Annotated in this window: 23 protein-coding genes; 12 read left to right on the top strand and 11 right to left on the bottom strand. The window is 64.5% G+C overall.

Translation table 11 applies throughout. The features are described 5' to 3' along the window. Positions 1 to 37: 37 nt before the first annotated feature. Together RHODMAR_RS17105 and ppgK are read right to left on the bottom strand one after the other, a co-directional pair. Positions 38 to 1,369 carry an RNA polymerase sigma factor gene (locus RHODMAR_RS17105; RefSeq protein WP_042939661.1) on the bottom strand — a complete coding sequence of 444 codons (1,332 nt, stop codon included), beginning with the start codon at positions 1,367 to 1,369 and terminating at the stop codon, positions 38 to 40. 160 nt (positions 1,370 to 1,529) lie between these two features. Further along, complete coding sequence (gene ppgK / locus RHODMAR_RS17100) at positions 1,530 to 2,351, bottom strand: polyphosphate--glucose phosphotransferase (protein ID WP_008716808.1); 822 nt, start codon at positions 2,349 to 2,351, stop codon at positions 1,530 to 1,532. A gap of 256 nt (positions 2,352 to 2,607) precedes the next feature. Between ppgK and RHODMAR_RS17095 the strand changes: the two genes are divergently transcribed. Next, positions 2,608 to 3,450 carry an inositol monophosphatase family protein gene (locus RHODMAR_RS17095; protein ID WP_008716806.1) on the top strand — a complete coding sequence of 281 codons (843 nt, stop codon included), beginning with the start codon at positions 2,608 to 2,610 and terminating at the stop codon, positions 3,448 to 3,450. Between the two features lie 15 nt (positions 3,451 to 3,465). On the opposite strand, the gene cei is transcribed toward RHODMAR_RS17095, so the two are convergent. Then, complete coding sequence (cei, locus tag RHODMAR_RS17090) at positions 3,466 to 4,146, bottom strand: envelope integrity protein Cei (RefSeq protein ID WP_008716804.1); 681 nt, start codon at positions 4,144 to 4,146, stop codon at positions 3,466 to 3,468. Between the two features lie 543 nt (positions 4,147 to 4,689). Here cei and RHODMAR_RS17080 point away from each other — a divergent pair. Next, positions 4,690 to 4,992, top strand: coding sequence for a DUF4193 domain-containing protein (locus tag RHODMAR_RS17080; protein WP_008716803.1), 303 nt, complete (start codon positions 4,690 to 4,692; stop codon positions 4,990 to 4,992). Positions 4,993 to 5,065: 73 nt separating this feature from the next. On the opposite strand, the gene RHODMAR_RS17075 is transcribed toward RHODMAR_RS17080, so the two are convergent. Then, a complete protein-coding gene (locus RHODMAR_RS17075; protein WP_008716800.1) occupies positions 5,066 to 5,548 on the bottom strand; it encodes a DUF3093 domain-containing protein in 483 nt (160 codons plus the stop codon). Positions 5,549 to 5,756: 208 nt separating this feature from the next. Between RHODMAR_RS17075 and dut the strand changes: the two genes are divergently transcribed. Both dut and RHODMAR_RS17065 read left to right on the top strand, forming a co-directional pair. Then, positions 5,757 to 6,224 carry a dUTP diphosphatase gene (gene dut / locus RHODMAR_RS17070; RefSeq protein ID WP_042939693.1) on the top strand — a complete coding sequence of 156 codons (468 nt, stop codon included), beginning with the start codon at positions 5,757 to 5,759 and terminating at the stop codon, positions 6,222 to 6,224. 64 nt (positions 6,225 to 6,288) lie between these two features. After that, on the top strand, positions 6,289 to 7,137 hold the full coding sequence (locus RHODMAR_RS17065) for a DUF3710 domain-containing protein (RefSeq protein WP_008716795.1): 849 nt from the start codon (positions 6,289 to 6,291) through the stop codon (positions 7,135 to 7,137). 41 nt (positions 7,138 to 7,178) lie between these two features. Here the strand turns inward: RHODMAR_RS17065 and RHODMAR_RS17060 are convergent, their stop codons facing one another. Beyond that, entirely contained in the window at positions 7,179 to 7,901 is a 723-nt protein-coding gene (locus RHODMAR_RS17060) for an alpha/beta fold hydrolase (RefSeq protein ID WP_042939692.1), read from the bottom strand. A 166-nt stretch (positions 7,902 to 8,067) separates the two neighbouring features. On the opposite strand from RHODMAR_RS17060, the gene RHODMAR_RS17055 reads away from it, so the two are divergent. Further along, positions 8,068 to 8,445, top strand: a complete 378-nt coding sequence (locus RHODMAR_RS17055; protein WP_008716791.1) for an OB-fold nucleic acid binding domain-containing protein — start codon at positions 8,068 to 8,070, stop codon at positions 8,443 to 8,445. A 22-nt stretch (positions 8,446 to 8,467) separates the two neighbouring features. Continuing rightward, complete coding sequence (locus RHODMAR_RS17050; RefSeq protein ID WP_008716788.1) at positions 8,468 to 9,220, top strand: DUF3159 domain-containing protein; 753 nt, start codon at positions 8,468 to 8,470, stop codon at positions 9,218 to 9,220. On the opposite strand, the gene RHODMAR_RS17045 is transcribed toward RHODMAR_RS17050, so the two are convergent. After that, positions 9,194 to 9,853 carry a potassium channel family protein gene (locus RHODMAR_RS17045; protein ID WP_008716786.1) on the bottom strand — a complete coding sequence of 220 codons (660 nt, stop codon included), beginning with the start codon at positions 9,851 to 9,853 and terminating at the stop codon, positions 9,194 to 9,196. The genes RHODMAR_RS17050 and RHODMAR_RS17045 overlap by 27 nt on opposite strands. A gap of 49 nt (positions 9,854 to 9,902) precedes the next feature. Beyond that, entirely contained in the window at positions 9,903 to 10,568 is a 666-nt protein-coding gene (locus tag RHODMAR_RS17040) for a potassium channel family protein (RefSeq protein WP_042939656.1), read from the bottom strand. Positions 10,569 to 10,739: 171 nt separating this feature from the next. On the opposite strand from RHODMAR_RS17040, the gene RHODMAR_RS17035 reads away from it, so the two are divergent. Next, entirely contained in the window at positions 10,740 to 12,737 is a 1,998-nt protein-coding gene (locus tag RHODMAR_RS17035) for an APC family permease (protein ID WP_008716781.1), read from the top strand. Next, positions 12,734 to 14,005: a class I SAM-dependent RNA methyltransferase gene (locus RHODMAR_RS17030; protein ID WP_042939654.1), complete on the top strand. Its 1,272-nt coding sequence runs from the start codon at positions 12,734 to 12,736 to the stop codon at positions 14,003 to 14,005. Before RHODMAR_RS17035 ends, RHODMAR_RS17030 begins: the two co-directional genes overlap by 4 nt. 68 nt (positions 14,006 to 14,073) lie before the next feature. On the opposite strand, the gene RHODMAR_RS28700 is transcribed toward RHODMAR_RS17030, so the two are convergent. Next, positions 14,074 to 14,235: a hypothetical protein gene (locus RHODMAR_RS28700; protein WP_198289468.1), complete on the bottom strand. Its 162-nt coding sequence runs from the start codon at positions 14,233 to 14,235 to the stop codon at positions 14,074 to 14,076. Between the two features lie 25 nt (positions 14,236 to 14,260). Between RHODMAR_RS28700 and RHODMAR_RS17025 the strand changes: the two genes are divergently transcribed. The 3 genes from RHODMAR_RS17025 to RHODMAR_RS17015 all read left to right on the top strand — a co-directional run bounded on the left by RHODMAR_RS17025 (position 14,261) and on the right by RHODMAR_RS17015 (position 16,488). After that, positions 14,261 to 14,785, top strand: coding sequence for a CGNR zinc finger domain-containing protein (locus RHODMAR_RS17025; RefSeq protein WP_008716776.1), 525 nt, complete (start codon positions 14,261 to 14,263; stop codon positions 14,783 to 14,785). A gap of 195 nt (positions 14,786 to 14,980) precedes the next feature. Beyond that, positions 14,981 to 15,733 carry a sigma-70 family RNA polymerase sigma factor gene (locus RHODMAR_RS17020; protein ID WP_008716774.1) on the top strand — a complete coding sequence of 251 codons (753 nt, stop codon included), beginning with the start codon at positions 14,981 to 14,983 and terminating at the stop codon, positions 15,731 to 15,733. Further along, positions 15,730 to 16,488, top strand: a complete 759-nt coding sequence (locus tag RHODMAR_RS17015) for an anti-sigma factor (RefSeq protein WP_042939651.1) — start codon at positions 15,730 to 15,732, stop codon at positions 16,486 to 16,488. Before RHODMAR_RS17020 ends, RHODMAR_RS17015 begins: the two co-directional genes overlap by 4 nt. A gap of 38 nt (positions 16,489 to 16,526) precedes the next feature. Here the strand turns inward: RHODMAR_RS17015 and glsA are convergent, their stop codons facing one another. Continuing rightward, on the bottom strand, positions 16,527 to 18,353 hold the full coding sequence (gene glsA, locus RHODMAR_RS17010) for a glutaminase A (protein WP_042939649.1): 1,827 nt from the start codon (positions 18,351 to 18,353) through the stop codon (positions 16,527 to 16,529). A gap of 180 nt (positions 18,354 to 18,533) precedes the next feature. Here glsA and dxs point away from each other — a divergent pair, with 180 nt between their 5' ends. Continuing rightward, complete coding sequence (gene dxs / locus RHODMAR_RS17005) at positions 18,534 to 20,414, top strand: 1-deoxy-D-xylulose-5-phosphate synthase (protein ID WP_042939687.1); 1,881 nt, start codon at positions 18,534 to 18,536, stop codon at positions 20,412 to 20,414. Between the two features lie 67 nt (positions 20,415 to 20,481). On the opposite strand, the gene RHODMAR_RS17000 is transcribed toward dxs, so the two are convergent. Both RHODMAR_RS17000 and RHODMAR_RS16995 read right to left on the bottom strand, forming a co-directional pair. Then, complete coding sequence (locus RHODMAR_RS17000; RefSeq protein ID WP_008716768.1) at positions 20,482 to 20,751, bottom strand: YciI family protein; 270 nt, start codon at positions 20,749 to 20,751, stop codon at positions 20,482 to 20,484. Position 20,752: 1 nt separating this feature from the next. Beyond that, on the bottom strand, positions 20,753 to 22,150 hold the full coding sequence (locus RHODMAR_RS16995) for a sugar porter family MFS transporter (protein WP_042939646.1): 1,398 nt from the start codon (positions 22,148 to 22,150) through the stop codon (positions 20,753 to 20,755). Between the last annotated feature and the right edge of the window lie 3 nt (positions 22,151 to 22,153).

The raw sequence follows: 22,153 nt of genomic DNA, 5'->3' as shown, positions 1-22,153 counted from the left end.
AGTGATCGACGGGCGTTGTTCGGTGAAGCGAAGAAATTCAGTCCAGGTAGTCGCGCAGCACCTGCGAGCGCGACGGGTGACGCAGCTTGGACATGGTCTTGGATTCGATCTGACGGATCCGCTCACGGGTGACGCCGTAGACCTGACCGATTTCGTCGAGGGTGCGGGGCTGGCCGTCGGTGAGGCCGAAGCGCAGACGAACCACGCCCGCTTCGCGCTCGGACAGCGTCTCGAGAACCGACTGCAGCTGATCCTGCAGCAGGGTGAACGACACGGCATCGACGGCCACGACTGCTTCGGAGTCCTCGATGAAGTCACCGAGCTGGCTGTCGCCCTCGTCACCGATGGTCTGGTCGAGCGAGATCGGTTCACGCGCGTACTGCTGGATCTCCAGCACCTTCTCGGGCGTGATGTCCATTTCCTTCGCCAGCTCTTCGGGAGTGGGCTCGCGGCCCAGGTCCTGAAGCAGCTCGCGCTGAATGCGGCCGAGCTTGTTGATGACCTCGACCATGTGCACTGGGATGCGGATCGTGCGGGCCTGGTCTGCCATGGCGCGAGTGATGGCCTGCCGGATCCACCAGGTCGCATACGTCGAGAACTTGTAGCCCTTGGTGTAGTCGAACTTCTCGACCGCGCGAATCAGACCGAGGTTGCCTTCCTGGATGAGGTCGAGGAAGGCCATGCCGCGACCGGTGTATCGCTTGGCCAGCGAGACGACGAGTCGTAGGTTTGCTTCGAGCAGGTGATTCTTGGCTCGATTGCCGTCTCGGCAGATCCACGTCATGTCGCGGCGCTGCGCAACGGGGAGCTTCTCGCCCTTGTCCGCCGACTCGCGCATCTTCTCGACTGCGAAGAGGCCAGCTTCGATGCGCTTGGCCAGCTCGACTTCCTCTTCTGCGTTGAGGAGGGCGACCTTGCCGATCTGCTTGAGGTACGCACGAACGGAGTCGGCGGACGCGGTGAGCTCGGCGTCCTTTCGCGCCTGGCGCAGCGCCTCCGATTCCTCTTCGTCCCAGACGAAGTCACCTGACGCCTTGTCCTCGGCGGTCGGCTCGCTGGTGGCGTCCTCTTCGGTGTCGTCACCAGCGGTGACGACCTCGACGACATCGTTGGCGGCAGCAGCGAGGTCGCCCTCGGAGATGTCGATGTCTTCGATTCCGGGTGCGTTCTCGTCGGCGTCCTCGCCGGACGCCGCATCGGTTGCTGTCTTCTTTGCTGCGGCCTTCTTCGCCGGTGCCTTCTTGGCCGCGGCGCGCTTGGCCGGTGCTTTCTTGGCCGGTGCCTTCGCAGCGGGTGCCTTGACAGCAGGTGCAGGTGTCGCAGACTCGGTCTCGGAATCTGCGGTCTGACGGATATCGGTGGCTGCCACGTACGCCCTTTCGTGACGAAGTCGTGCGGCGTCACGCCAGAGTTGTTTCCGGCGGAGAGGTCTTCGGATTCGGCCGGCTGCGTAGCCGGCACACACCATTGTAACGACCTCTCAGGAGTTTGTTACCCGCCCTCGTCCTACGCGGTGGCGAAGCCGCGTGTCAGGCCACCGATCCTGCCGACGTATCGGTCTCGGCGGACGCAACCGCGTTGTCCGCGGCCAGCGCGGCACCGACGATTCCGGCAGTGTTCAGAAGGGTTGCCGGTACTACGGGAGTGCGGTTCGTCAGGTGCGGAATCCACTTCTCGCTCTTGCGGCTGATGCCGCCGCCCGCGATGAAAATATCCGGCCACAGCAGCGCCTCGAACGTCTCGAGTACCTTCGAGACTTCCTTGGCCCACTCTTTGTAGGACAACCCCTCGTTCTCTTTGACCGACGACGCCGCACGGTGTTCGGCCTCCTTGCCGCCGATCTCCATGTGGCCGAATTCGGTGTTGGGTAGCAGCACGCCGTTGTGCAGCACCGCCGAGCCGATTCCGGTGCCGAACGTCAGCAAGACGACCACGCCGTCCTTGCCCTTGCCTCCGCCGTACTTGTCCTCCGCTACGCCTGCAGCATCCGCATCGTTGAGGACGGTGATGTTCTCGTTCCCGATGGCCTTCGCGAACAGGGCACGTGCATCGGTGTCGATCCAGGACTTGTCGATGTTGGCGGCCGAGCGAGCCACACCGTTGGTCACCACGGCGGGAAGGGTGACACCGATTGGACCGGTCCAGTCGAAGTGCGCGACGATCTCTGCCACGGTGCGCGCGACGGCGTCCGGAGTCGCCGGCTGGGGTGTCTCGATCTTGTAGCGGTCGCCGACGAGGTCCCCGGTGCTCAGGTCGACGATGCCACCTTTGATGCCGCTGCCGCCGACGTCTACGCCGAATCCGTGCCGCGCTGCTGCGGCGTTGGTGTTGTCCGAATCTGCCTGTGTCATGTGGATGCCGCTCCTGGCCCGATCGAATCCCTGTGATGCCGTCGCTTCCGAACAATAGTGTGGTCTCGACGTTCGCGGGACGTCGAGACCGCACGGACAGGCTCTGCGGGTCGTGCGGTGGTGCTCGGCCCTCGGAGTGTGTTGCGATGTACGCGTGCCGAAATCAGACGGATCGCAGAACGACACCGCCAGTACGCAATTGCCGGGAGCTCACGCAGCGGAGGGGGCGCTGAGCACGGAATCGAGCACGCGAGACGTGGACGTGCTGCGCGAGGTCGCGATTCGAGTCGCACAGGGCGCTGCCGAGCATGTGCGACTGCGGCGACCGCAGGTCTTCGGTGGTGACTCGCACGTCGGCGACGGCTCGGTGCAGTCCAAGAGCACGCCGACCGACCCGGTGACCGTCGTGGACACCGAGACCGAGCGCGTTCTGCGCGAGATGTTGTCGACGTTGCGGCCCGCGGATGCCGTCCTGGGGGAGGAAGAAGGCAGCGAGGACGACTCACTCGACGGCGTGCGATGGGTACTGGACCCGATCGACGGGACCGTGAACTTCATGTACGGAATCCCCGCGTACGCGGTCTCTGTCGCCGTTCAGATCGACGGTGTCAGCGTGGCGGGTGCCGTGGTCGACGTGGCCCGCGAGCTCGTGTATTCCGCAGCGAAGGGCCGCGGTGCCGTGGTGCTCAGAGCCGACGGCACCGAGGAGCGACTGCGGTGCTCGGGCGTGACGGAACTGTCGATGACGTTGTTGGCCACGGGATTCGGCTACGGGTCGGGGCGACGTGCCGTGCAGGGAGCCATCGTCTCCGAGCTGCTGCCGCAAGTACGCGACATTCGCCGGATCGGGTCGGCAGCACTGGACTTGTGCATGGTCGCCTCCGGAGCGGCCGACGCTCACTTCGAGCACGGGCTCAGCCCATGGGACTGGGCCGCAGGTGCGCTGATCGCGGCCGAGGCAGGAGCAGTGGTTCGGCTACCGGCAGCGAACTCCACGAGTGCGCACGGCTCGGTGACTGTGGCTGCGGCCCCGGGAATCTCGGATGCCTTCCTGGCCGCTCTGCGCAGCGCCGGCGCTCTCGATCCGATCCCGGGCTGACGCGCTGGGTCGGTCTCAGCAGCGCGATTGACGCGCTGCCGAGAGCAGATCGGCATCGAGCGGCTGCGGCTCGGCATCAGGTGCTGTACTGGCGAGCGTGCGGAGCACTTCCTCGGCGTCGTCGCCCGGCTGGATCGCGCTGAAGTACGTTCCGAGAGCGAGGTCCACCGAGTCGTCGGTGCGAGAATCTTCGATGAGCTCGGCGCAGGGCGCTACCAGCCACACTGCACTCGCCGCCGCGAAACCGGCAGCACCGAAGCGAATCTGGCCCTGGCACTGCATGTTCTGATCGACGTAGACCGGATCGTTGCCGACCTGGACGTCCGGTGCGCTCGCGAAACCGTAATCGATGAGCTGGGCCGCAACAAGAGCAGCCTGACCGCGTTCACCGTTGGCATTGAAGACTCGTACCTTCGTCGCCGACAGAGGCGCGGGCTGGACGTCGAGCAGCGTGGTCGGGTCGACTTCGTCGCCCAGCGGAACGGGCTCCGTGCCGTCGGTGGCCGCTGTGGTGGTCGGCGCATTGCATTCGGCGGTAGCAGTGGTGGCATCCGAGGTGGTGAACACCTTGACCCACACGAGCACTCCCAGCAGAGCCAGCACCGTGAACACCGCGATGATGGGAAACGCGCGGCGGCGACGGAACGGACGACCTCGATCGTCGGCCGAATGGCCTTCGGTGATCAGAGAAACCACAGTTGATCTTCGCCTTTCCGTCGGCACGCGCCGAGACCGGTCACAGAGTCGATTCACACCGACGCGGTGCCTACTGTAGATGCCTGCGCTGCCGGGTGGCGGCACACTCGGCCGTACCTCGACTCGGATGTACTGCGCGACGCCCGATTCGGAGCGTGAAACCGGCACCGGGAAGTCTTCCGGGGATCGCGGAATGAAGCGGACCGTCGTGGTGTTGAAGCGGCGTGCATGCAGGCGATGGACTCATCGGCGGTTCGGTTTCGACTTTGCCACCGGCTTCGGCTATTGTCTGGCGGCCGCGGTGCTTCGGAAATCGGATGCCGATGCACTATCGATCTGGTGAGCGAGGTCTCGAGCGGGTTTCAACCGTCGAGTTCTGGGAACTACCCGGTGTAGTTTCGGGCACCGCGCGACGACGAACGATTTGACAGACACCAACACCGGTGGAAGCGAGCAACCGCCCTCTTCACAGCCGACGGCCACAAGCCGACCCATCGGCAGCTTTCACCACACACGCGCACGAAGATGAGGGGTACGAGAACAATGGCAACCGACTACGACGCACCGAGAAGAACAGAATCCGACGATGTGTCGGAGGACTCTCTCGAAGAATTGAAGGCTCGACGCAACGAGGCCCAGTCCGCAGTGGTGGACGTGGACGAATCCGACACTGCGGAGTCGTTCGAGCTTCCGGGTGCAGATCTGTCCGGCGAGGAGCTTTCGGTTCGGGTAGTTCCCAAGCAGGCGGACGAGTTCACCTGCTCGAGCTGCTTCCTGGTTCATCATCGCAGCCGTCTGGCCAGCGATGCCGGCGGCGCACTGATGTGTCGCGACTGCGCGGCATGATTGCGGGGGCACAGACCTGACCGGCTGGTTCGGGTCTGTGCCGTGACGTCGAGTACGTCGTTGGGGCGATAGGTCAGCGCCCTTCTACGCCGTGCGCGGTCAGCACCGCCAGCAACGCTTCCGGGCGTTTGGTGCTGACCAACCAATACGGTGTCGGGTCGTCCGGATCGTCGAGGACCACGATCACCATCTGTTTCACCCAGGTGCGGTGCTGTACGAAGGCAAGCGGATCCAGCTGCCTTCCGAGCGCCGCACTTTTTGCAGTTGCGGGCACTACTGCCGCCTTGGACGCGACGTCGAGTGGCAGATGGGCTTTGCCGACGTGCAACTCGACGCCGGAGGAGTCGGTGCCGTCGTCCGCACGGGTGACCACTGCTACGCGCAGCCTGCTGAAGGCGTACAACGCCCAGGCGAAGAGCGGTATCAGCACGAGGTAGGGGAGCCAGGCCCGAATTCCGGGTGCGCCCATGTGAATCTCCGCCGCCAACAGGACCGCCAGGGCACCGCCCACTGCCCACCACCAGAGCGGCACCCACAGCCGCTCGGAGTAGAGCACCGAGCCTGCCGGCGTCGTCGAGCCGGACGGTGGCGTGGAGTTGCCGGGCTCCGAGTTCGCGTGTTCGGTATGTCGATCTGCAGTCACGAGTCCCAGGGTAGTCGCCACGTCGAGACACGAGCGGGCCAGCGTAGTCTCGTTCGACGTGAGCGACGAAGTCACCGAGACCGGCAAAGAACCATCCGTGGATCGATCTCCGGTCTCGACGATGTCTGCATCTGCGTTGTCCGAGGTCCGTGTGCGCCGACTCGATCGTGAGTTGCCGGTGCCGGCTCGCGCGCACGAAGGCGACGCGGGCGTGGATCTGCGGATCACGGCCCCGGTCACGATTGCGCCGGGCGAACGCGTCCTGGTGGGGACCGGTATTGCGGTCGCACTTCCGTTGGGAACCGTGGGGCTGATACATCCGCGCTCTGGCCTGGCGGCGAAATCGGGGCTGTCGGTCATCAATACCCCGGGCACCGTCGATGCCGGCTACCGCGGCGAGATCAAGGTCTGTTTGATCAACCATGATCTGCACACTCCGATCGCGCTCGAGCGCGGCGACCGCGTCGCGCAGCTACTCGTTCAGCGCGTCGAGCTGGTGACGTTCGTCGAGGTCGACGAGCTGGACGACACCGTTCGAGGGGCCGGTGGTCACGGTTCGACCGGCGGGCATGCGAGTCTGAAGCAGTGAGTTCCGCCACGACGTTCGCCGGTGTCAGGCACCGTGGAAGCAACCGAGAAGAAGAGAGCTGAACATGTTCGGACGGCGTAAGAAGAACGACGCCGGCAGTGCCTCCGCGCCCGGTGCGGAGCCATTCGTCGACGGAGTCGAAAACGACGAGGTGGCCGAGGACACGATCGCCGACGGACCCCACGATCTCGGGGACCTCGACGACGATCGCGAGACTGTCGCGAGGACGCGACTCGACCTGGGGTCGGTGTTGGTCCCTCTTCCGGAGGGTGGGCAACTTCAGGTCGAGATGTCGCAGGCAGGCAGTCCGCAGGCGGTGCACATCGTCACCCAGTTCGGACGCATCACCATCGCTGCCTATGCAGCTCCGAAGTCACCCGGTCAATGGCGAGAGGTGGCAGCAGACCTGGCGGCGTCGCTTCGTAACGACAAGGCCGAGACAACGGTCGAGACGGGTCCGTGGGGACGCGAGCTCCTCGGCGTGACGGTCAACGCAGATCTGCGTTTCATCGGAGTCGACGGCTATCGATGGATGGTCCGCTGCGTGCTGGCCGGTCCGTCCGGTGCAGTGGGCGAGGGCCAGCCACTCGTGCAACTTGCCCACACGATTCTTCGGCAGACAGTGGTCGACCGGGGTACCGACCCGCATCCGGTTCGGACCCCGCTACCGGTGGTGTTGCCTCAGGTGCTGGCCGAGCAGCTCGCTGCTGCTGCAGAACAGCAGTCGGCAGCGCAGCAGGCGGCTCCTCAGCAGACGGCTCCTCAGCAGACGGCTGAGCCGCAGCAGGCGGACACCGCTGATGAACCTGCTGCACCGCACAACGATTCGACCCCAGAACCGGCGGCGGCCGAACGCGATCGAGCTCCTCGACGGGGGGCCTCGGGATCGGCGATCCAGCAACTCGGCGGCTGATTCGACAACTGAGCGGCTGATTCAACGACCGAGCAACTGATTCACCGACCGAGCAACCGGGGCCAGTGTCGATCGAGACCGTCGACAGCCGCTCGGCCGAGGCATCCCGGATCGCTCCCGATACCGTCCAACGTCACGGTGCGCAGCGCGCAGTCGGGCAGTGTCCCTGCCCACTGACGTGCCACGTCGATCGGATGCACGGCGTCGTCCACGGCACCCACCACGACGGCAGGCATTTGTATTCGTGCGAGTTCGGCGAGGTCCGGGCTGCGATGTCGCGCTGCCTCGTCCAAGGCGTCCGGAAGAGCAGGCCACTGCGCAGCCCAGGATCGGCGCAACGTGCGAGCGAGCCATTCCGGGCTCGACGATGCCATGGTTGCAGTGACGGCATCGAGCCCCTCCTCGCGCAGCAACCGGGCGGTGAACTGCGCGCTCAGGGCCGCGGGGGAGCCCGCAGGGTCTCCCGTCCACGCCGGTAGGGCGAGCGCCAGCGCGATGGTGCTCGACGCATTGTCGGCAGCCCATCGTGCTGCGACCGCGGCACCGAGCGAGATTCCTGCGACGACGATTCGGCCGTGACGGTGTGCCGCGCCGTCCAGAGCGGCGAGATAACTGTCCACGACACCGGCCGGATCGGGTTCGACCGCAAGGGTGGTCAATCCCACATCGCCGAACGCTGCCGAGAATGCGTCGTCGGCGAAGCGGGCGTCCGATCCCGTGCCAGGTAGAACGACCGCGGTGTGGGTATCGAGTCGGCTGTGCACGACACGATTGTGCACGCCTTCGCGCCGAGACGCGGCAGTGGTTGGTCAGCGTGACACATCGGGTCTACAGTGGCGAAGTACCCGCCCTGACGAGGCAAACCCCCACGTCGCCGCAGTACTCCCAGGAGTGGAGCCTGCGGAACGACCGACACCGCTGGAGCGCACCATGGCACCCGCTGCCGCAGGATACTTTCGCCGGTTGACGCGAAAGTTGACCGAGGACATCGAACAACTCGACGCCGAGGAAATGGCCGAATCCTCCGAAGCGTCCGGTGCCCGACGCGCGTGCGATTGCTCGCGTGGCGAGGAAGTCACGATGCTGGGACGGCTGCGCAGTGTCGAGGCGTGCTCGAAGGCCGCCAATGCGAACATCGAGGCCGAGTTCTTCGACGGCACCGACACGGTGACGCTGGTCTGGATCGGTCGCCGCAAGATTGCCGGAATCGAGCCGGGCAAGACTGTGCTCGTTCGCGGACGCGTCGGTGAGCGCGAAGGACGAAAAATCGTGTACAACCCCTATTACGAACTGCGCGACGACAGCTGACAACTGCCGGTATGGCACTCTCGTGGTCGTGACCAACAGCGACGATGCCGTGCCGCACCCGATGACGCCGAGCACGCCGGAATCCACGGCCGAGGTGTCGACGCCGGAGGGCGTCGAGAAGGTGGCCCCCACCGTTCTCGAGCAACTCGGCGGACTCAGTGGGCTCGTGTATTCCACCTTGCCGGTCGTCGTCTTCGTTCCGGCGAACAGCTATTTCAACCTCGGTGTCGCGCTGTGGGCCGCCCTGGGTGTCGCCGCCGCAGTTCTCGTGTGGCGTCTGATTCAGCGCAGTCCCATTCAGCCTGCGATCTCGGGGTTCTTCGGTGTGGGCATCTGCGCATTCATCGCGTACCGCACAGGAGATGCCAAGGGCTACTTTCTGTTCGGCATCTATACCTCACTGGTCTACGGCGGAGCGTTCGTGCTGTCGGTGCTCGCTCGTTGGCCGTTGGTGGGAGTCATCTGGGGCTACCTCAACGGCAAGGGAACGGCCTGGCGGCGGGACCGATCCGCGGTTCGCTACTACGACGTGGCCACGATCGCGTGGGCAGCGGTGTTCGGTGCGAGGTATGTCGTCCAATCGCAGCTCTACGACTCGGATCAGACCGGCTGGCTCGCCGTCGCGCGAATCGGGATGGGGTGGCCGTTGACGGGAGTGGCACTGCTGGTCACACTCTGGGCCGTACGTCGGGCCGATCGCACACTCGAGGTCGAATCGAATGCGGACCGGACCGACGGACCACGGCCGTCAGATCAGACCGACCGCAGCACGTAGTTCGTTCTCTACCTCTTTCGCGGCGACGAACAGCAATTCGTCGCCGCCCTCGAGTGGATCGTCGTGTTGCGGGACGATCACCCGTCCACCGCGCAGAATCGTCACCAACGCTGCATCCCTGGGCAATTGGAGCTTTCGGACCGGCTTGCCCGCCAACGGAGTGTTCTCCGGCAGCGTGATCTCGACCAAGTTCGCCTGCCCCTTGCGGAACGTCATCAGGTGTACGAGGTCGCCGACCGTCACGGCCTCTTCGACCAGCGACGCGAGCATGCGTGGCGTCGACACTGCGACGTCGACGCCCCACGAGGCGTCGAACAGCCATTCGTTTCGAGGATCGTTGACTCGCGCGACGACTCGGTCTACTCCGAACTCGGTCTTGGCCAGCAGGCTGAGCACCAGGTTGGCCTTGTCGTCGCCGGTAGCGGCAATCACCACGTCGTAATTCTCGAGTTGGGCGGCTTCGAGCAGGCTCAGCTCGCACGCGTCGGCCAGTACCCATTCCGCTTCCGGGATGGCGGCCTGATCGACGTGATCGAGTTTGCGTTCGAGGAGCATCACGGCGTGGCCGCCGCGGATCAACTCGCGTGCGATGGACCTGCCGACTGCGCCGGCACCGGCGATGGCGACTTTCATGGCATCCCGTTCGGATCGGTGAAGTGTGGGTGAAATGCTGCTGGGCTCATCAGTTGTCCGAAGGCGGCGGATTGCCGGCCAGCGCCAATGCTTCGGCCACCGTCCCCGATACGGCCGCGACGTAGATTTCGTCTCCAGCCTGGATCACGGTTCGTTTGTCCGGCAGAAGACCGGAACCGAATCTGATGACGAACGCGGCTCTCGACCGGGTGGCATCTTCGAGGACCGACAGTTTCTTGCCGATCCACCCCTCGTGACAGTCCAGCAGGACCACCGCCACGCTGCCCGACGGATCGCGCCATTTCGTCGTCGGATCGTCGCGCAGAAGATTGTGCAGAAATCTGTCGGTTGCCCAGGGAACCGTTGCGACCGTGGGGATACCGAGACGTTCGTACACTGCGGCGCGCTTGGCGTCGTAGATTCTTGCGACGACGTTCTCGACTCCGAACGTCTCGCGTGCCACGCGGGCGGAAATGATGTTGGAATTGTCCCCGGAGGACACGGCCGCGAAGGCTTCGGCCTTCTCGATACCCGCGTGGACGAGAACATCGCGGTCGAATCCCATGCCGACGACGCGCGGCCCGGTGAAATCCGCGTCGAGTCGCAGGAACGCCGTCTTGTCTCGGTCGATGATCGCCACCTCGTGGCCGATGCGTTGGAGCGCTCCTGCCAGCGATGCGCCCACGCGGCCACATCCCATCACAACTACGTACAACGCCCCAGCTCCGTCCCGAACTCGATCTCGATACCGATGGCCGTCACTGCCACCGTGTAAGCGTGCACCAACGTATCCGGCATTCGTCGGTGAATCGAGCCAGGGTGTCTTCTGGCCGTATTTGGGACGCTCGCCCGAGACCTCCGGCAGGCGACGGCCTACGCTTCTCCCGTGTCCAAGCTTTCGACTGCCGCCAAGCGGCTATTGCTGGGTAGGCCGTTCCGCAGCGATAAGCTCGGCCATACGCTGCTGCCCAAGCGCATCGCTCTGCCGGTGTTCGCCTCCGACGCCATGTCGTCGGTTGCCTACGCACCCGAAGAGATCTTTCTGGTGCTGTCGGTCGCGGGCATCTCTGGAATCGCATTCACGCCCTGGATCGGACTCGCGGTCGCGGTGGTCATGGCAGTGGTCGTCGCTAGCTACCGGCAGAACGTGCACGCCTACCCGTCGGGTGGTGGCGACTACGAGGTCGCGACCGTCAATCTCGGTCCGACGGCGGGTTTGACCGTCGGTAGCGCCTTGTTGGTCGATTACGTACTGACTGTTGCCGTGTCGATTTCGGCGGCCGCGTCGAACATCGGATCTGCGGTGCCTCTGGTTGCCGAACACAAAGTTCTGTTCGCTGTGGTGGCGATCGTGCTGATCACCTCGATCAATCTGCGCGGCATCCGGGAGTCGGGCGCGGCTTTTGCCATTCCCACGTACGCCTTCATGTTCGGCATGGTGCTGATGATCGGTTGGGGTCTGTTCCGCGTCTACGGACTCGGTGAGAACGTGCAGGCGCAGTCGGCTGCGTTCGAGCTGAAGGCGGAGGATTCGCACCTGTACGGCATCGCATTCGCGTTTCTGATCGCCCGCGCGTTCTCCTCGGGGTGCGCCGCGCTGACGGGAGTCGAGGCGATCAGCAACGGCGTCCCGGCCTTCGAGAAGCCCAAGTCTCGCAATGCTGCGACAACACTGCTGCTGCTGGGAGTGATCGGGATAACCCTGTTGATGGGCATCATCGTGCTGGCTCAGACCGTGGGCATCAAGTACGCCATGGATCCCGAGGCGCAACTGGTCGGTGCACCTGACGGGTACGTCCAGAAGACGTTGATCGCCCAGTTGGCAGAGACGGTGTTCGACGGATTTCCGGCCGGATTCTTCTTCATCACCATCGTCACCGCGTTGATCCTCGTGCTCGCGGCGAACACGGCGTTCAACGGATTCCCGGTGTTGGGTTCGGTTCTCGCACAAGACCGTTACCTGCCCCGCCAACTGCACACCCGCGGCGATCGACTGGCGTTCAGTAATGGCATTCTCTTCCTGTCCGGCGCTGCTATCGCGTTCGTGGTGGTGTTCGGTGCCGAAGTAACCAAGCTCATCCAGCTGTACATCGTGGGAGTCTTCGTGTCGTTCACGCTGAGCCAGACCGGGATGATCAGGCACTGGACGCGGCTGCTCGCTACCGAGACCGACGCCGAATCGCGTCGCCGAATGCTGAGATCGCGCGTGGTCAACAGTGTGGGGCTCCTGATGACGGGAACGGTGTTGGTGATCGTTCTGATCACCAAGTTCGCAGCCGGCGCATGGATAGCGATCGTCGCGATGGTCCTGATCTTCGGCTTGATGCGCTTGATCCGAAAGCATTACGACACCGTGGCGAGCGAGCTCGAGGACGAGGAGTGGGACGGCGTATTGCCCAGCCGCACCCACTCGATCGTGTTGGTGTCGAAATTGCACATGCCGACTCTGCGCGCCCTGGCGTACGCCCGAGCGACGAGGCCGGACACTCTGGAAGCGGTGACGGTCAACGTCGACGAGGCCGATACTCGTGCCCTCGTGCGGGAATGGGAGGCCAGCGATGTCACTGTGCCGCTCAAGGTCGTCGAGTCTCCGTACCGCGAGATCACCAAGCCGGTGCTGGACTACGTCAAGCGGGTTCGACGCGACTCCCCGCGCGACGTCGTCACCGTGTTCATCCCGGAATACGTGGTGGGGCATTGGTGGGAGCAGGTCCTGCACAACCAGAGCGCACTGCGGCTGAAGTCTCGGCTGTTGTTCCAGCCGGGTGTGATGGTCACCAGCGTGCCGTGGCAGCTGCATTCGGCGGAGAAGGCGCGCAGAGAAGTGCTCGGCAATGCGCCGGGAGCTTCTCGTAGAGGCTACGAACCTCCGGTGGGCAAGTGAGCGAGAGTTGGTCCGGACTCGAAGTCGAAGTCGAACTCGGAGCTCCTGGACACGGTGGGTTCTGTGTGGCCCGGCACGAGGGTCGGGTGATGTTCGTGCGGCACGGTCTGCCGGGGGAGCGGGTGCTGGCCAAGGTCACCGAGGATCGGGGTGGTTCGTTCTGCCGGGCGGATGCAGTCGAGATCCTGGTGCCGTCGGTCGATCGGGTCGACGCGGTGTGCCCGATCTCCGGGCCGGGAGGATCCGGTTGCTGCGATTACTCTCATGCGAGCTTGGAAGCCGGTCGGACGATGAAGGCATCGGTGGTTGCCGAGCAACTGCGCCGAGTCGCCGGAATCGAGCGCGAGGTACTGGTCGAGGAACTTCCCGGTACCGGCGACGGACGTGGTTGGCGAACTCGGGTGCGGCTCGCTGTCGACGCCGGCGGGCAACCTGGCTTTCACCGTTATCGAAGCAGTTCGATCCTCACCGAACTCAGGTGCCCCCAGATGGATTCGGTTGCCTACGAAGGATTGTCGAACAGGCAGTGGCGGCCGGGATCGGAGTTGCAGGTCGTGGTGGACGGATCAGGCGAGCGGCATGTCGTCGAGATCGCCCCGGCGCAGGTGTCCCGTACCGGCCGGAGGGCACCCGGTCGGCGAGGAGCAGCCGCTCGGCGCGCTGCGTCGTCGCGGGCGCGGCCGGAAAAGGCCGTGATCGGATCGGGTCGGGTGACGGAATTCGTATCCGACAGGGCCTGGACCCTCGACGCCACCGGTTTCTGGCAAGCCCATCGCGGTGCGGCCCAGACCTACACCGACGTGGTGACGGAATGGGCGGACGCCTCCCCGGGGGATGGTGCGTGGGATCTTTACGGTGGTGTCGGGGTGTTCGCGGCGGCCCTCGCCCCCGGAGTCGGATCCACCGGGCACGTGTCGAGCGTCGAATTCTCCCGGCGCGCAGCCGAGGACGGCCGTTCGGCTCTGGCAGATCTCGCGCAAGTCTCCTTCGTGCCCGGCCGCGTCGAGCGCTCGATGGATGCGTTGACGCAGCCGGTGTCGGTTGCGGTACTCGATCCGCCTCGCGCGGGAGCCGGCCGAGACGTGATCGACGCCCTCGCCGCCAGACGACCCCGTTCGGTCGTGCATGTCGGGTGCGATCCGGCGTCGTTCGCGCGAGACGTGAGCCTGTACCGCGCGGCGGGGTACGAGCTCACCGACGTCCGCGCCTTCGACGCGTTTCCTCTGACGAGTCACGTCGAATGCATCGGACGCTTCGTTCGTGGATAGGTTGCTCACCCGTCTCGGATGCGCTGTCCGGCTGTGCCCGAGGTGACGAACACCGCGGCGGTGACCGTTCACCCGCGGTGGGTGACTTCGGCGACCGAGGCGAAGGCATCGGTGGGTACGGACACGATGCGCTGAGCACCGCATCGGCAGCCCTGGTATCCGACGAGGCCTTCGCTCGTGGCGTGGGTGGAGTGTGTGGTCCAGGTGTGTGTCGTGTGTTCGGTGTGCATGCATCCACTGTGATGTAATGGTCTTATGCACATCAACCCTTACGGGGAATATGCGGTGAAACTCGGTATCGACCTGCTCAACTGTCCGCCCGTCTCGGCGGCCGAACTGGGGACCCGCTGCGTAGACGCGGGCCTTGTTCCGGATTGGACGGCAACCGATGCCGATCTGGTCGACACCCACGACTTCCTGCGTGACTGGGCATGCGTGGTGGACGCCGAGACCGAAGACGAGCGGGCCGACGCGCTCAATGCTCTTCTGGCACAGGCCGCGGCGTATCCGAGGTTGACCAACCATGCCGGTGACGGGTGGCACATGCACTACCGCGATCCCAACATTGCACTGGGCGGCGTGATACGGGCGCTGGTGAGCGTCGGGACAGCCTTGCATCTGACCGGGCGCGGGATGTCCCGTCTCGATCGCTGCGCTGCCGCCGACTGCTCGCTCGCCTTCGCGGACACTTCACGCACCGGGAGGCAGCGGTACTGCGGAACAGTATGTTCCAACCGCGACGCGGTGCGCCGACATCGAGCGCGAGCAGCAGCGTCCTGACCGGTCCCGGTTTCGACCTGTCGCAGTGGCACTTTCGGTTGTGCAGCCGCACCGTCAGCGGTCCGTCCACCACTATCGAATCAGCCGAGTTCCACTTCGGTGCAAACGAATTCTCGTCTCGAACCATCCGTCGGTCGGATTGTTCCGAATATGTACTGCGGCGGGAAAACGCGGAGGTTTCGATATGAGAGCACTATGACCACTAGTGTCGTGTTCGATGAACTCGATCATGAACCCGTCTGTTGGGACGACCTTGCGATGAGCGCGCCGTTTTCCGACGTGCCCGGATCATCGGACGCCGGCCGTGGCCGCGCGCCCGACGCCGCAGAGAACTCTGTGGCAGCGGACGCGGTGTGCGCCGTCCCCAGCCCGCAGCTCAAGAACCTGCGGGCCGACGAAGCCGACCGGCTGCGTCGGTTGATGGCCTCGGTTGCACGAGGTGATCGGTCGGCATTCGCCGAGCTGTACGACGCCACCTCTGCTCGTGTTTACGGGATGGTGCTTCGGGTGCTTCGTGACCCGGGATACAGCGAGGAGACCGCCCAGGAGGTGTTCCTTCAGATCTGGCGTTCGGCACCCAATTACGACCCGAGTCAGGGCAGTCCACTCGCGTGGATCATGACGTTGGCGCATCGCCGCGCCGTCGATCGCGTCAGAAGCGAGCAGTCCGGCACCGACCGTGAGGCGGCGTACGGCGCAGTGAGTCACACGCCCGAGCACGACGAGGTGCTCGAAACGGTGACCCAGAGACTCGAATCGGAGGCAGTGGTGGCCTGTCTCGAAACATTGACCGATACGCAGAGCGAGTCGGTACGAATGGCTTATTACAGCGGTTACACCTACCGCGAGGTTGCGGAGCGGCTCGGGGTCGCGGTGCCCACAATCAAATCGCGCATACGAGACGGACTGATCAAATTGAAGACATGTCTGGGGGTGATCCCGCAATGAGTGAATCGTCCCGACAACGACTTTTCGACGATGCGGAGGTCTACGCCCTTCACGCTATGACCGACTCCGAACGACGCGGCATCGAGGCCGACCGGCTTCGGGTCGACGACACGGCGCGCGCGCAGTTCGACGTTCTCGTGAGTGAGATCCACGAGACGTTGGCGTTGGCTGCCGCGATCGATGCGGCACCTGCCCCCGACCGACTGCGCCAGGTGGTACTCGATCGAGTTGCCACCAGCGAGCAGGAGCCCACGGTTCGGGAGCTACCGCCGAACGTCACTCCGCTGCACCGCCATCGGCGCGAGCGCTCGAAGAGCTGGCGCTACTCGATGATGTCCGCAGCTGCCGCGGTGATCGTGGCCGTCGGCGGCGTGGTGGTCGTCACACAAACGATGGGTAACGACGCGCAGCCGTCTCAGGCGGAGCAGATCGTCGCCGCGGCCGATGCGCGCCAGGCGACGGCCGACTTCCCCGGAGGAGGCACGGCCACCGTGTCGTACTCGCTGTCCCGCGACGCGGTAGTGGTGTCCCTCGACGGTGTCGCTCAACCGCCGGCAGGGCGCGCTTATCAGATGTGGTTCGTCGACGGTTCGCCGCGATCGGCAGGTGTGATGACCGAGGACCAGATCACCTCCGAATCCGGCACGGTGGTCGATGGTCTCGGTTCGGCGACGAACTTCGCGTTCTCGCTCGAGCCTGCGGGTGGCTCACCGCAGCCCACCGAGGTGCTCACGATGCTGACGCTGGGAGCCTGACCAGTTCACAATCGCCGCGGGCGGTTCGATATTCGGTGTCAGATACCTATGTCGAACCGCCCGAGCGTTTTGATCACCGCGGCCATCTGCCCGTACGCACCGGTGGCGAGATTCTCCAACAGTCCGAGCTTGACCGCTGGGGCATCACTGGTCAGGGCTTCGAAGTGCTGTACCGACACCACCACGAGGTCGACCGGTGTGTCTGCCACCATGTCGAGCAGAAAGGGAACCGCCATCAGCAGCGGCATCTCCCCGAAGCTCATCCCGGGCGACAGCGTGGTGATGGTGTGCGTACCGCCGTCGGCCGCGACGGCCCGCGATGTCACCTCTCCGCGCAACATCAGGAACAGGCCTGCGGCCGCGTCGCCCTTGCGCACGATGACGTCGCCGCGCGCGTAGTGCCGCTTCTCCAGATAGGGGGTGACGGCCTCGAATTGAGAGGCGGACAGCCCCGCGAGCAATGGATGTTCGGCCAGGGTGATGTCGGTAGGCTGTCGCAGACCTGCGCAATGCCGATCGAGCAGGAGGTTCTCGGCCCACTGGATGGCCGACCCCAGGCTCGAATAGACGCGACCCGCCGGATCTGATGGGTCGAGACTCGACGTGGTGTGGCCCATGATCGCTCGCGGGTCCACCAGTGACACCACGCAGCCGTGTTCGGCGAGGTCCCGACGCAGGTCTTCGAACATGGTGCGCGCAATGGCACTGACCTCGTCGACGCCGCGCACGTCGATGACGAGGGCGTCCAGTTCTCGGTCCAGGTTTCCGATCTCACGGACGGCCGTCTCGGCACCGGAGAACAACAGGTCGCCGTGCAGCTCGTATACGCGGGCGCGGTCTCCCACGACGGCCAGGGTGGCCTGCTCGACGTCGGAACGCCGTTTGCGGGACGGTGCTTCGGTGAGTACGTAACGACGACGGATCGAAGACTTCGCGGCGCGAGTGACATGCAGGAAATGAAGTTCGAGGCGGGTCGAGAGTTCTCGGCATGCAGCGACCCCGCGCACGCTGTTTCCATGGGAATCGAGCCGTGGTGAGTAGACGGCGATACCCATCTGGCCCGGCAGTACCGCAAGGATTCCGCCCCCGACTCCGCTCTTGGCCGGCATACCCACCCGGGCGACCCAGTCTCCTGCGCCGTCGTACATCCCGCACGTCGTCATCACCGCCAGCACTCGTTCGACCAGCGCAGGTGCCAGAGCGCGTTCGCGGGTGTGTGGATTGACGCCGTTGTTGGACATGGTGGCTGCCATCATGGCGAGATCGACCGTGGTCACGTCGATCGAACACTGGCGAAAGTACAGATCGACGGCGGCATCGGGATCGTGGTCGATGATGTCGAACGAGCGAAGCATGTACCCGATGGCGCGGTTGCGATTTCCGGTGCGCGCCTCCGAGCGATACACGGCATCGTTGAAGCTCAGAGACCTCCCTGCATAGCGCGAGTACGAGGCCCGAATACGCTCGAAACGATCCTGGGGAGTGCGTCCCGCGACGAGTGACGCCGCCGTGATGGCACCCGCGTTGATCATCGGGTTGCGGGGTCGCTCGGTGACGGGGTCGAGGCTGATCTCGTTGAACGGCTCACCGGACGGCTCGATGTCGATCTTTCCTGCAACCGCGGCGAGTCCTCGATCGGCCAGGGCCAGTGCATAGGTGAACGGCTTGGAGATGGATTGGATCGTGAAAGGGACCTGGGTGTCCCCGACCTCGTAGACATAGCCGTCGGTGGTCGTCAGCGCGATACCGAAGCCGTCGGGCGTGACGGCAGCGAGCTCGGGGATGTAGTCGGCCACCTGTCCGGTCGTGTCGTCTCGGCACAGTTCGTGGACTCGTTCGAGGATGGCATCGACGACGTTGCTCATGGGCAACACTGTAGGTGTGATGTCCGATTCGACACCGGTGAGGTTAGGGGCGGCTGATCCAGGACATCCGGTCGTTCGACGGTAGTGTCACCGAGACCACGCTGGGCGGAGCGGCGGGGGTCCATCGACTCCGTAGACTGAAAGTCCAAATGTGTGAACCGGCCGGAGGGAGCGATCTCGTTGGGTGTCCTAGCGCGAATTCAGACGCCCGAGGACTTGCGCGGCCTCGGTAGTGCCGAACTGGCCGAGTTGGCTCGCGAGATCCGCGCGTTTCTCGTGGAGAAGGTGTCTGCCACGGGCGGCCACCTCGGGCCCAATCTGGGCGTGGTGGAACTGACACTGGCGATTCATCGCATCTTCGACTCTCCTCGTGATCCCGTCATCTTCGATACCGGTCACCAGGCTTACGTCCACAAGATGCTGACCGGGCGTACCGGTCTGTTCGACACGCTGCGTAAGCAGGGCGGCCTCTCGGGCTATCCTTCGCGAACCGAGAGCGAACACGACTGGGTCGAGTCCTCGCACGCGTCGGCGTCGCTGTCCTACGCCGACGGCCTCGCCAAAGCGTTCGCACTCAAAGGTGAGAGCGATCGGCATGTCGTCGCCGTCGTCGGCGACGGTGCGCTCACCGGCGGAATGTGCTGGGAAGCGCTCAACAACATTGCGGCCGGCCGCGATCGATCTCTGGTCATCGTCGTCAACGACAACGGCCGCTCGTATGCCCCGACGATCGGCGGGTTGGCCGATCACCTTGCTGCCCTTCGGCTCCAGCCCCAGTACGAGAAGATCTTGGACAACGGGCGCCGCATCGTGCGCAAGATTCCCGTCGTCGGGCCGACTGCGTACACGATGCTGCACGGCATGAAGGCCGGGGTGAAGGACGCCATCAGCCCGCAGGTGATGTTCACCGATCTGGGCATCAAATATCTGGGTCCGGTCGACGGCCACGATCAACACGCGATGGAATCGGCGCTGCGCCGGGCAAAGGCGTACGGCGGACCGGTCATCGTTCACGCGGTGACCCGCAAGGGCATGGGCTACGTTCATGCCGAGAACGACGTCGCCGACCAGATGCATGCCACCGGTGTCATCGATCCGGCGACCGGATTGGCGCGATCGAAGTCGGCACCGGATTGGACGTCGGTGTTCTCGGCCGCACTCATCGAGCAGGGCGAGCAGAACGAGGACGTCGTTGCGATCACCGCGGCGATGGCTGCGCCCACCGGACTTGCCGCGTTCGGGGTTCGGTTCCCCGAGCGAATGTTCGATGTCGGTATTGCCGAGCAACACGCCATGACATCGGCTGCAGGGCTCGCGCTCGGCGGCATGCACCCCGTGGTCGCCATCTACTCGACGTTCCTCAATCGAGCGTTCGACCAACTGCTCATGGACGTAGCGCTACTCGGGCTGCCGGTTACCGTGGTTCTGGACCGCGCAGGCGTCACCGGTGCCGACGGTGCCAGCCACAACGGCATGTGGGACATGTCTTTGCTCGGCATCGTTCCCGGTATGAAAGTGGCGGCACCCCGAGACGCAGAGACACTGCGTGAGGAGTTGGCCGAGGCGATCGCGACGTCCGACGGGCCCACTGCGCTGCGCTTCCCGAAGGGTGCGGTCACCGAGACCGTGTCGGCAGTGCGCAGGCTGGACGGGGTCGTCGATGTGTTGACCGAGCCATCCGATGCGAGGGGTGACGTACTGATAGTCGCGGTCGGTGTGTTCGGTGCACTTGCCCTCGAAGCAGCGAAGAAGCTTCGACACGACGGGGTCTCGGCGGCCGTCGTGGATCCGCGATGGGTCCTTCCCATCCCGCAGTCGTTGCTGAAGTTGGCCGAGGACTACCGGATGGTCGTGACGATCGAGGACAGCGGTCTGCACGGCGGCATCGGCTCGGCGCTGTCGGCGGCTCTCCGAGGAGCCGGCGTCGACACTCCGTGTCGCGATCTGGGTGTGCCACAACGATTCTTGGACCACGCATCGCGGGAGCAGCTCCACCACGAACTCGGCCTCACCTGCGACGACGTAGTACAGCGGGTCTCGCACTGGGTCAAGAGTCTCTGACCGATCGCCGGATCGGTTGCGGCACGAAGAGTGTCGTCGAGAAGGCGCAGGTCAGGTCTCGGGCGGTCTAGCTGCCCGCCACCCGCTCTTCGACCCGAACGTGGTCGATCAGGTGGGCCAGTGCGAACGGATCGTGCGCAAGAAGGCGTTCCACGGTCTCCTTGTCGGCTCCCTCGACGATCATGGTCGATCCGCTGTGGTCGGGGAGCGGGCTCGACGACCGGAGGATCTTGCGGCGCTCGAGTTCGCGCAGCCAGGCGCGATGGTCGGTTCGGTGATCGTCACGGCCGGATGACGTCTCGGGTGAGTACGCGTACTCGACGACGAAAATCGGCATGTCAGATCACCATGTCCTCGAGCTCCATGCCCTTGGTTTCCTTGATCTTGTACTTGACGAAGAAGAACGACAGGATCGCAAAGAACGCAAAGAACGAATAGATGAACCCGAGTCCGATGGTGTCGGACAGCGGCGGAAACGCCAGGGTGATGGCGAAGTTGGCAATCCAGTTCGCAGCAGTGCTGATGCCGAGGGCGACCGCGCGCATTCGGTTGGGGAACATTTCTCCGAGCATCACCCACATGATCGGCCCCCAGGTCGCGGCGAAGAAGACGACGAAGAGATTGGCACCGACGAGCGCGACGGGGCCCCACGGCGCCGGCAACTCCAATTGATCGCCGCTACCCACCGACTGGGTGAACGCGATGGCCGCGAGCACCAGGCCGACGAACATTCCGATCGAACCGATCATGAGCAGGTTTCGTCGTCCGAATCGATCGACGAACAAGATCGCGACGAAGGTCATCGATACGTTGATGACGGAGGTGATGACCGACGTCACGAACGATTGGTTCTCGCTGAATCCGACGGACTTCCACAGAGTCGTCGAATAGTAGAAGATCGCGTTGATACCGACGAACTGCTGCAGGATTGCCATGGTGATGCCGACCCAGACGATGGGTTGCAGACCGAACTTGGGCCCGCGAATGTCGCCGAACGAGGACTTGGACTCTCGGCGCAACGTCAGGCGAATTTCTTTGACGCGCTCGTTCGGGTTCACTTCACCGCTGATGTCACCGAGGATGCGCGCTGCTTCCTCGTCGAGGTGCTTGCCGACGAGATACCTGGGGGATTCCGGAATCAGGGTGGCGAGAAATCCGTAGACCAGAGCGGGTGCGACGCCGACGAGGAACATCCACCGCCAGGCTTCGAGTCCGAACCACAGATCGTTCGACGGTCCGCCTGCCGCATTCTGCAGTACCGCATCAGAGAGCAGAGCAGCGAAGATACCGACGGTGATCGCCAGCTGTTGCAACGAGGCCAATCCGCCGCGGTAGCGGGCCGGTGCGATCTCCGAGATGTACGCGGGCGCGATCACCGATGCGATGCCGATACCGAGTCCGCCGAGCACACGCCACAGCATCAGATCGGGGACGCTGAAGGCGAAGCCGGAGCCCACCGACGAAATGGTGAACAGTGCAGAACCGAGCAGCATCACCTTCTTTCGGCCCCAGCTGTCGGCGAGGCGGCCGGCGAACCACGCACCGACGGCGCAGCCGAGTAGCGCGATGGCTACGGCGAAGCCGGTGACGAACGACGACAGAGCGAAGTTCTCCTGGATGGAGTCGACCGCGCCGTTGACGACCGAAGAATCGAACCCGAACAGGAAGCCGCCGACGGCAGCGGCAATGGTGACTCCGATAACTTTGGCTGTGTACCGATCGGTTGATTGCGTCATCGC

Source organism: Rhodococcus sp. AW25M09, assembly GCF_000333955.1.
In the GTDB taxonomy this organism is placed as follows: Bacteria; Actinomycetota; Actinomycetes; order Mycobacteriales; family Mycobacteriaceae; genus Rhodococcoides.
This window is presented reverse-complemented; position numbering and strand designations above follow the sequence as displayed.

Coding starts and splice junctions, on each gene's coding strand:
- ppgK (WP_008716808.1), bottom strand. CDS start 2,351: ATGACACAGGCAGATTCGGACAACACCAACGCCGCAGCAGCGCGGCAC.
- glsA (WP_042939649.1), bottom strand. CDS start 18,353: ATGAGCAACGTCGTCGATGCCATCCTCGAACGAGTCCACGAACTGTGC.
- RHODMAR_RS17015 (WP_042939651.1), top strand. CDS start 15,730: ATGAGTGAATCGTCCCGACAACGACTTTTCGACGATGCGGAGGTCTAC.
- RHODMAR_RS17045 (WP_008716786.1), bottom strand. CDS start 9,853: ATGAAAGTCGCCATCGCCGGTGCCGGCGCAGTCGGCAGGTCCATCGCA.
- RHODMAR_RS17080 (WP_008716803.1), top strand. CDS start 4,690: ATGGCAACCGACTACGACGCACCGAGAAGAACAGAATCCGACGATGTG.
- RHODMAR_RS16995 (WP_042939646.1), bottom strand. CDS start 22,150: ATGACGCAATCAACCGATCGGTACACAGCCAAAGTTATCGGAGTCACC.
- RHODMAR_RS17055 (WP_008716791.1), top strand. CDS start 8,068: ATGGCACCCGCTGCCGCAGGATACTTTCGCCGGTTGACGCGAAAGTTG.
- RHODMAR_RS17025 (WP_008716776.1), top strand. CDS start 14,261: ATGCACATCAACCCTTACGGGGAATATGCGGTGAAACTCGGTATCGAC.
- RHODMAR_RS28700 (WP_198289468.1), bottom strand. CDS start 14,235: ATGCACACCGAACACACGACACACACCTGGACCACACACTCCACCCAC.
- RHODMAR_RS17065 (WP_008716795.1), top strand. CDS start 6,289: ATGTTCGGACGGCGTAAGAAGAACGACGCCGGCAGTGCCTCCGCGCCC.
- RHODMAR_RS17020 (WP_008716774.1), top strand. CDS start 14,981: ATGACCACTAGTGTCGTGTTCGATGAACTCGATCATGAACCCGTCTGT.
- dut (WP_042939693.1), top strand. CDS start 5,757: ATGTCTGCATCTGCGTTGTCCGAGGTCCGTGTGCGCCGACTCGATCGT.
- RHODMAR_RS17000 (WP_008716768.1), bottom strand. CDS start 20,751: ATGCCGATTTTCGTCGTCGAGTACGCGTACTCACCCGAGACGTCATCC.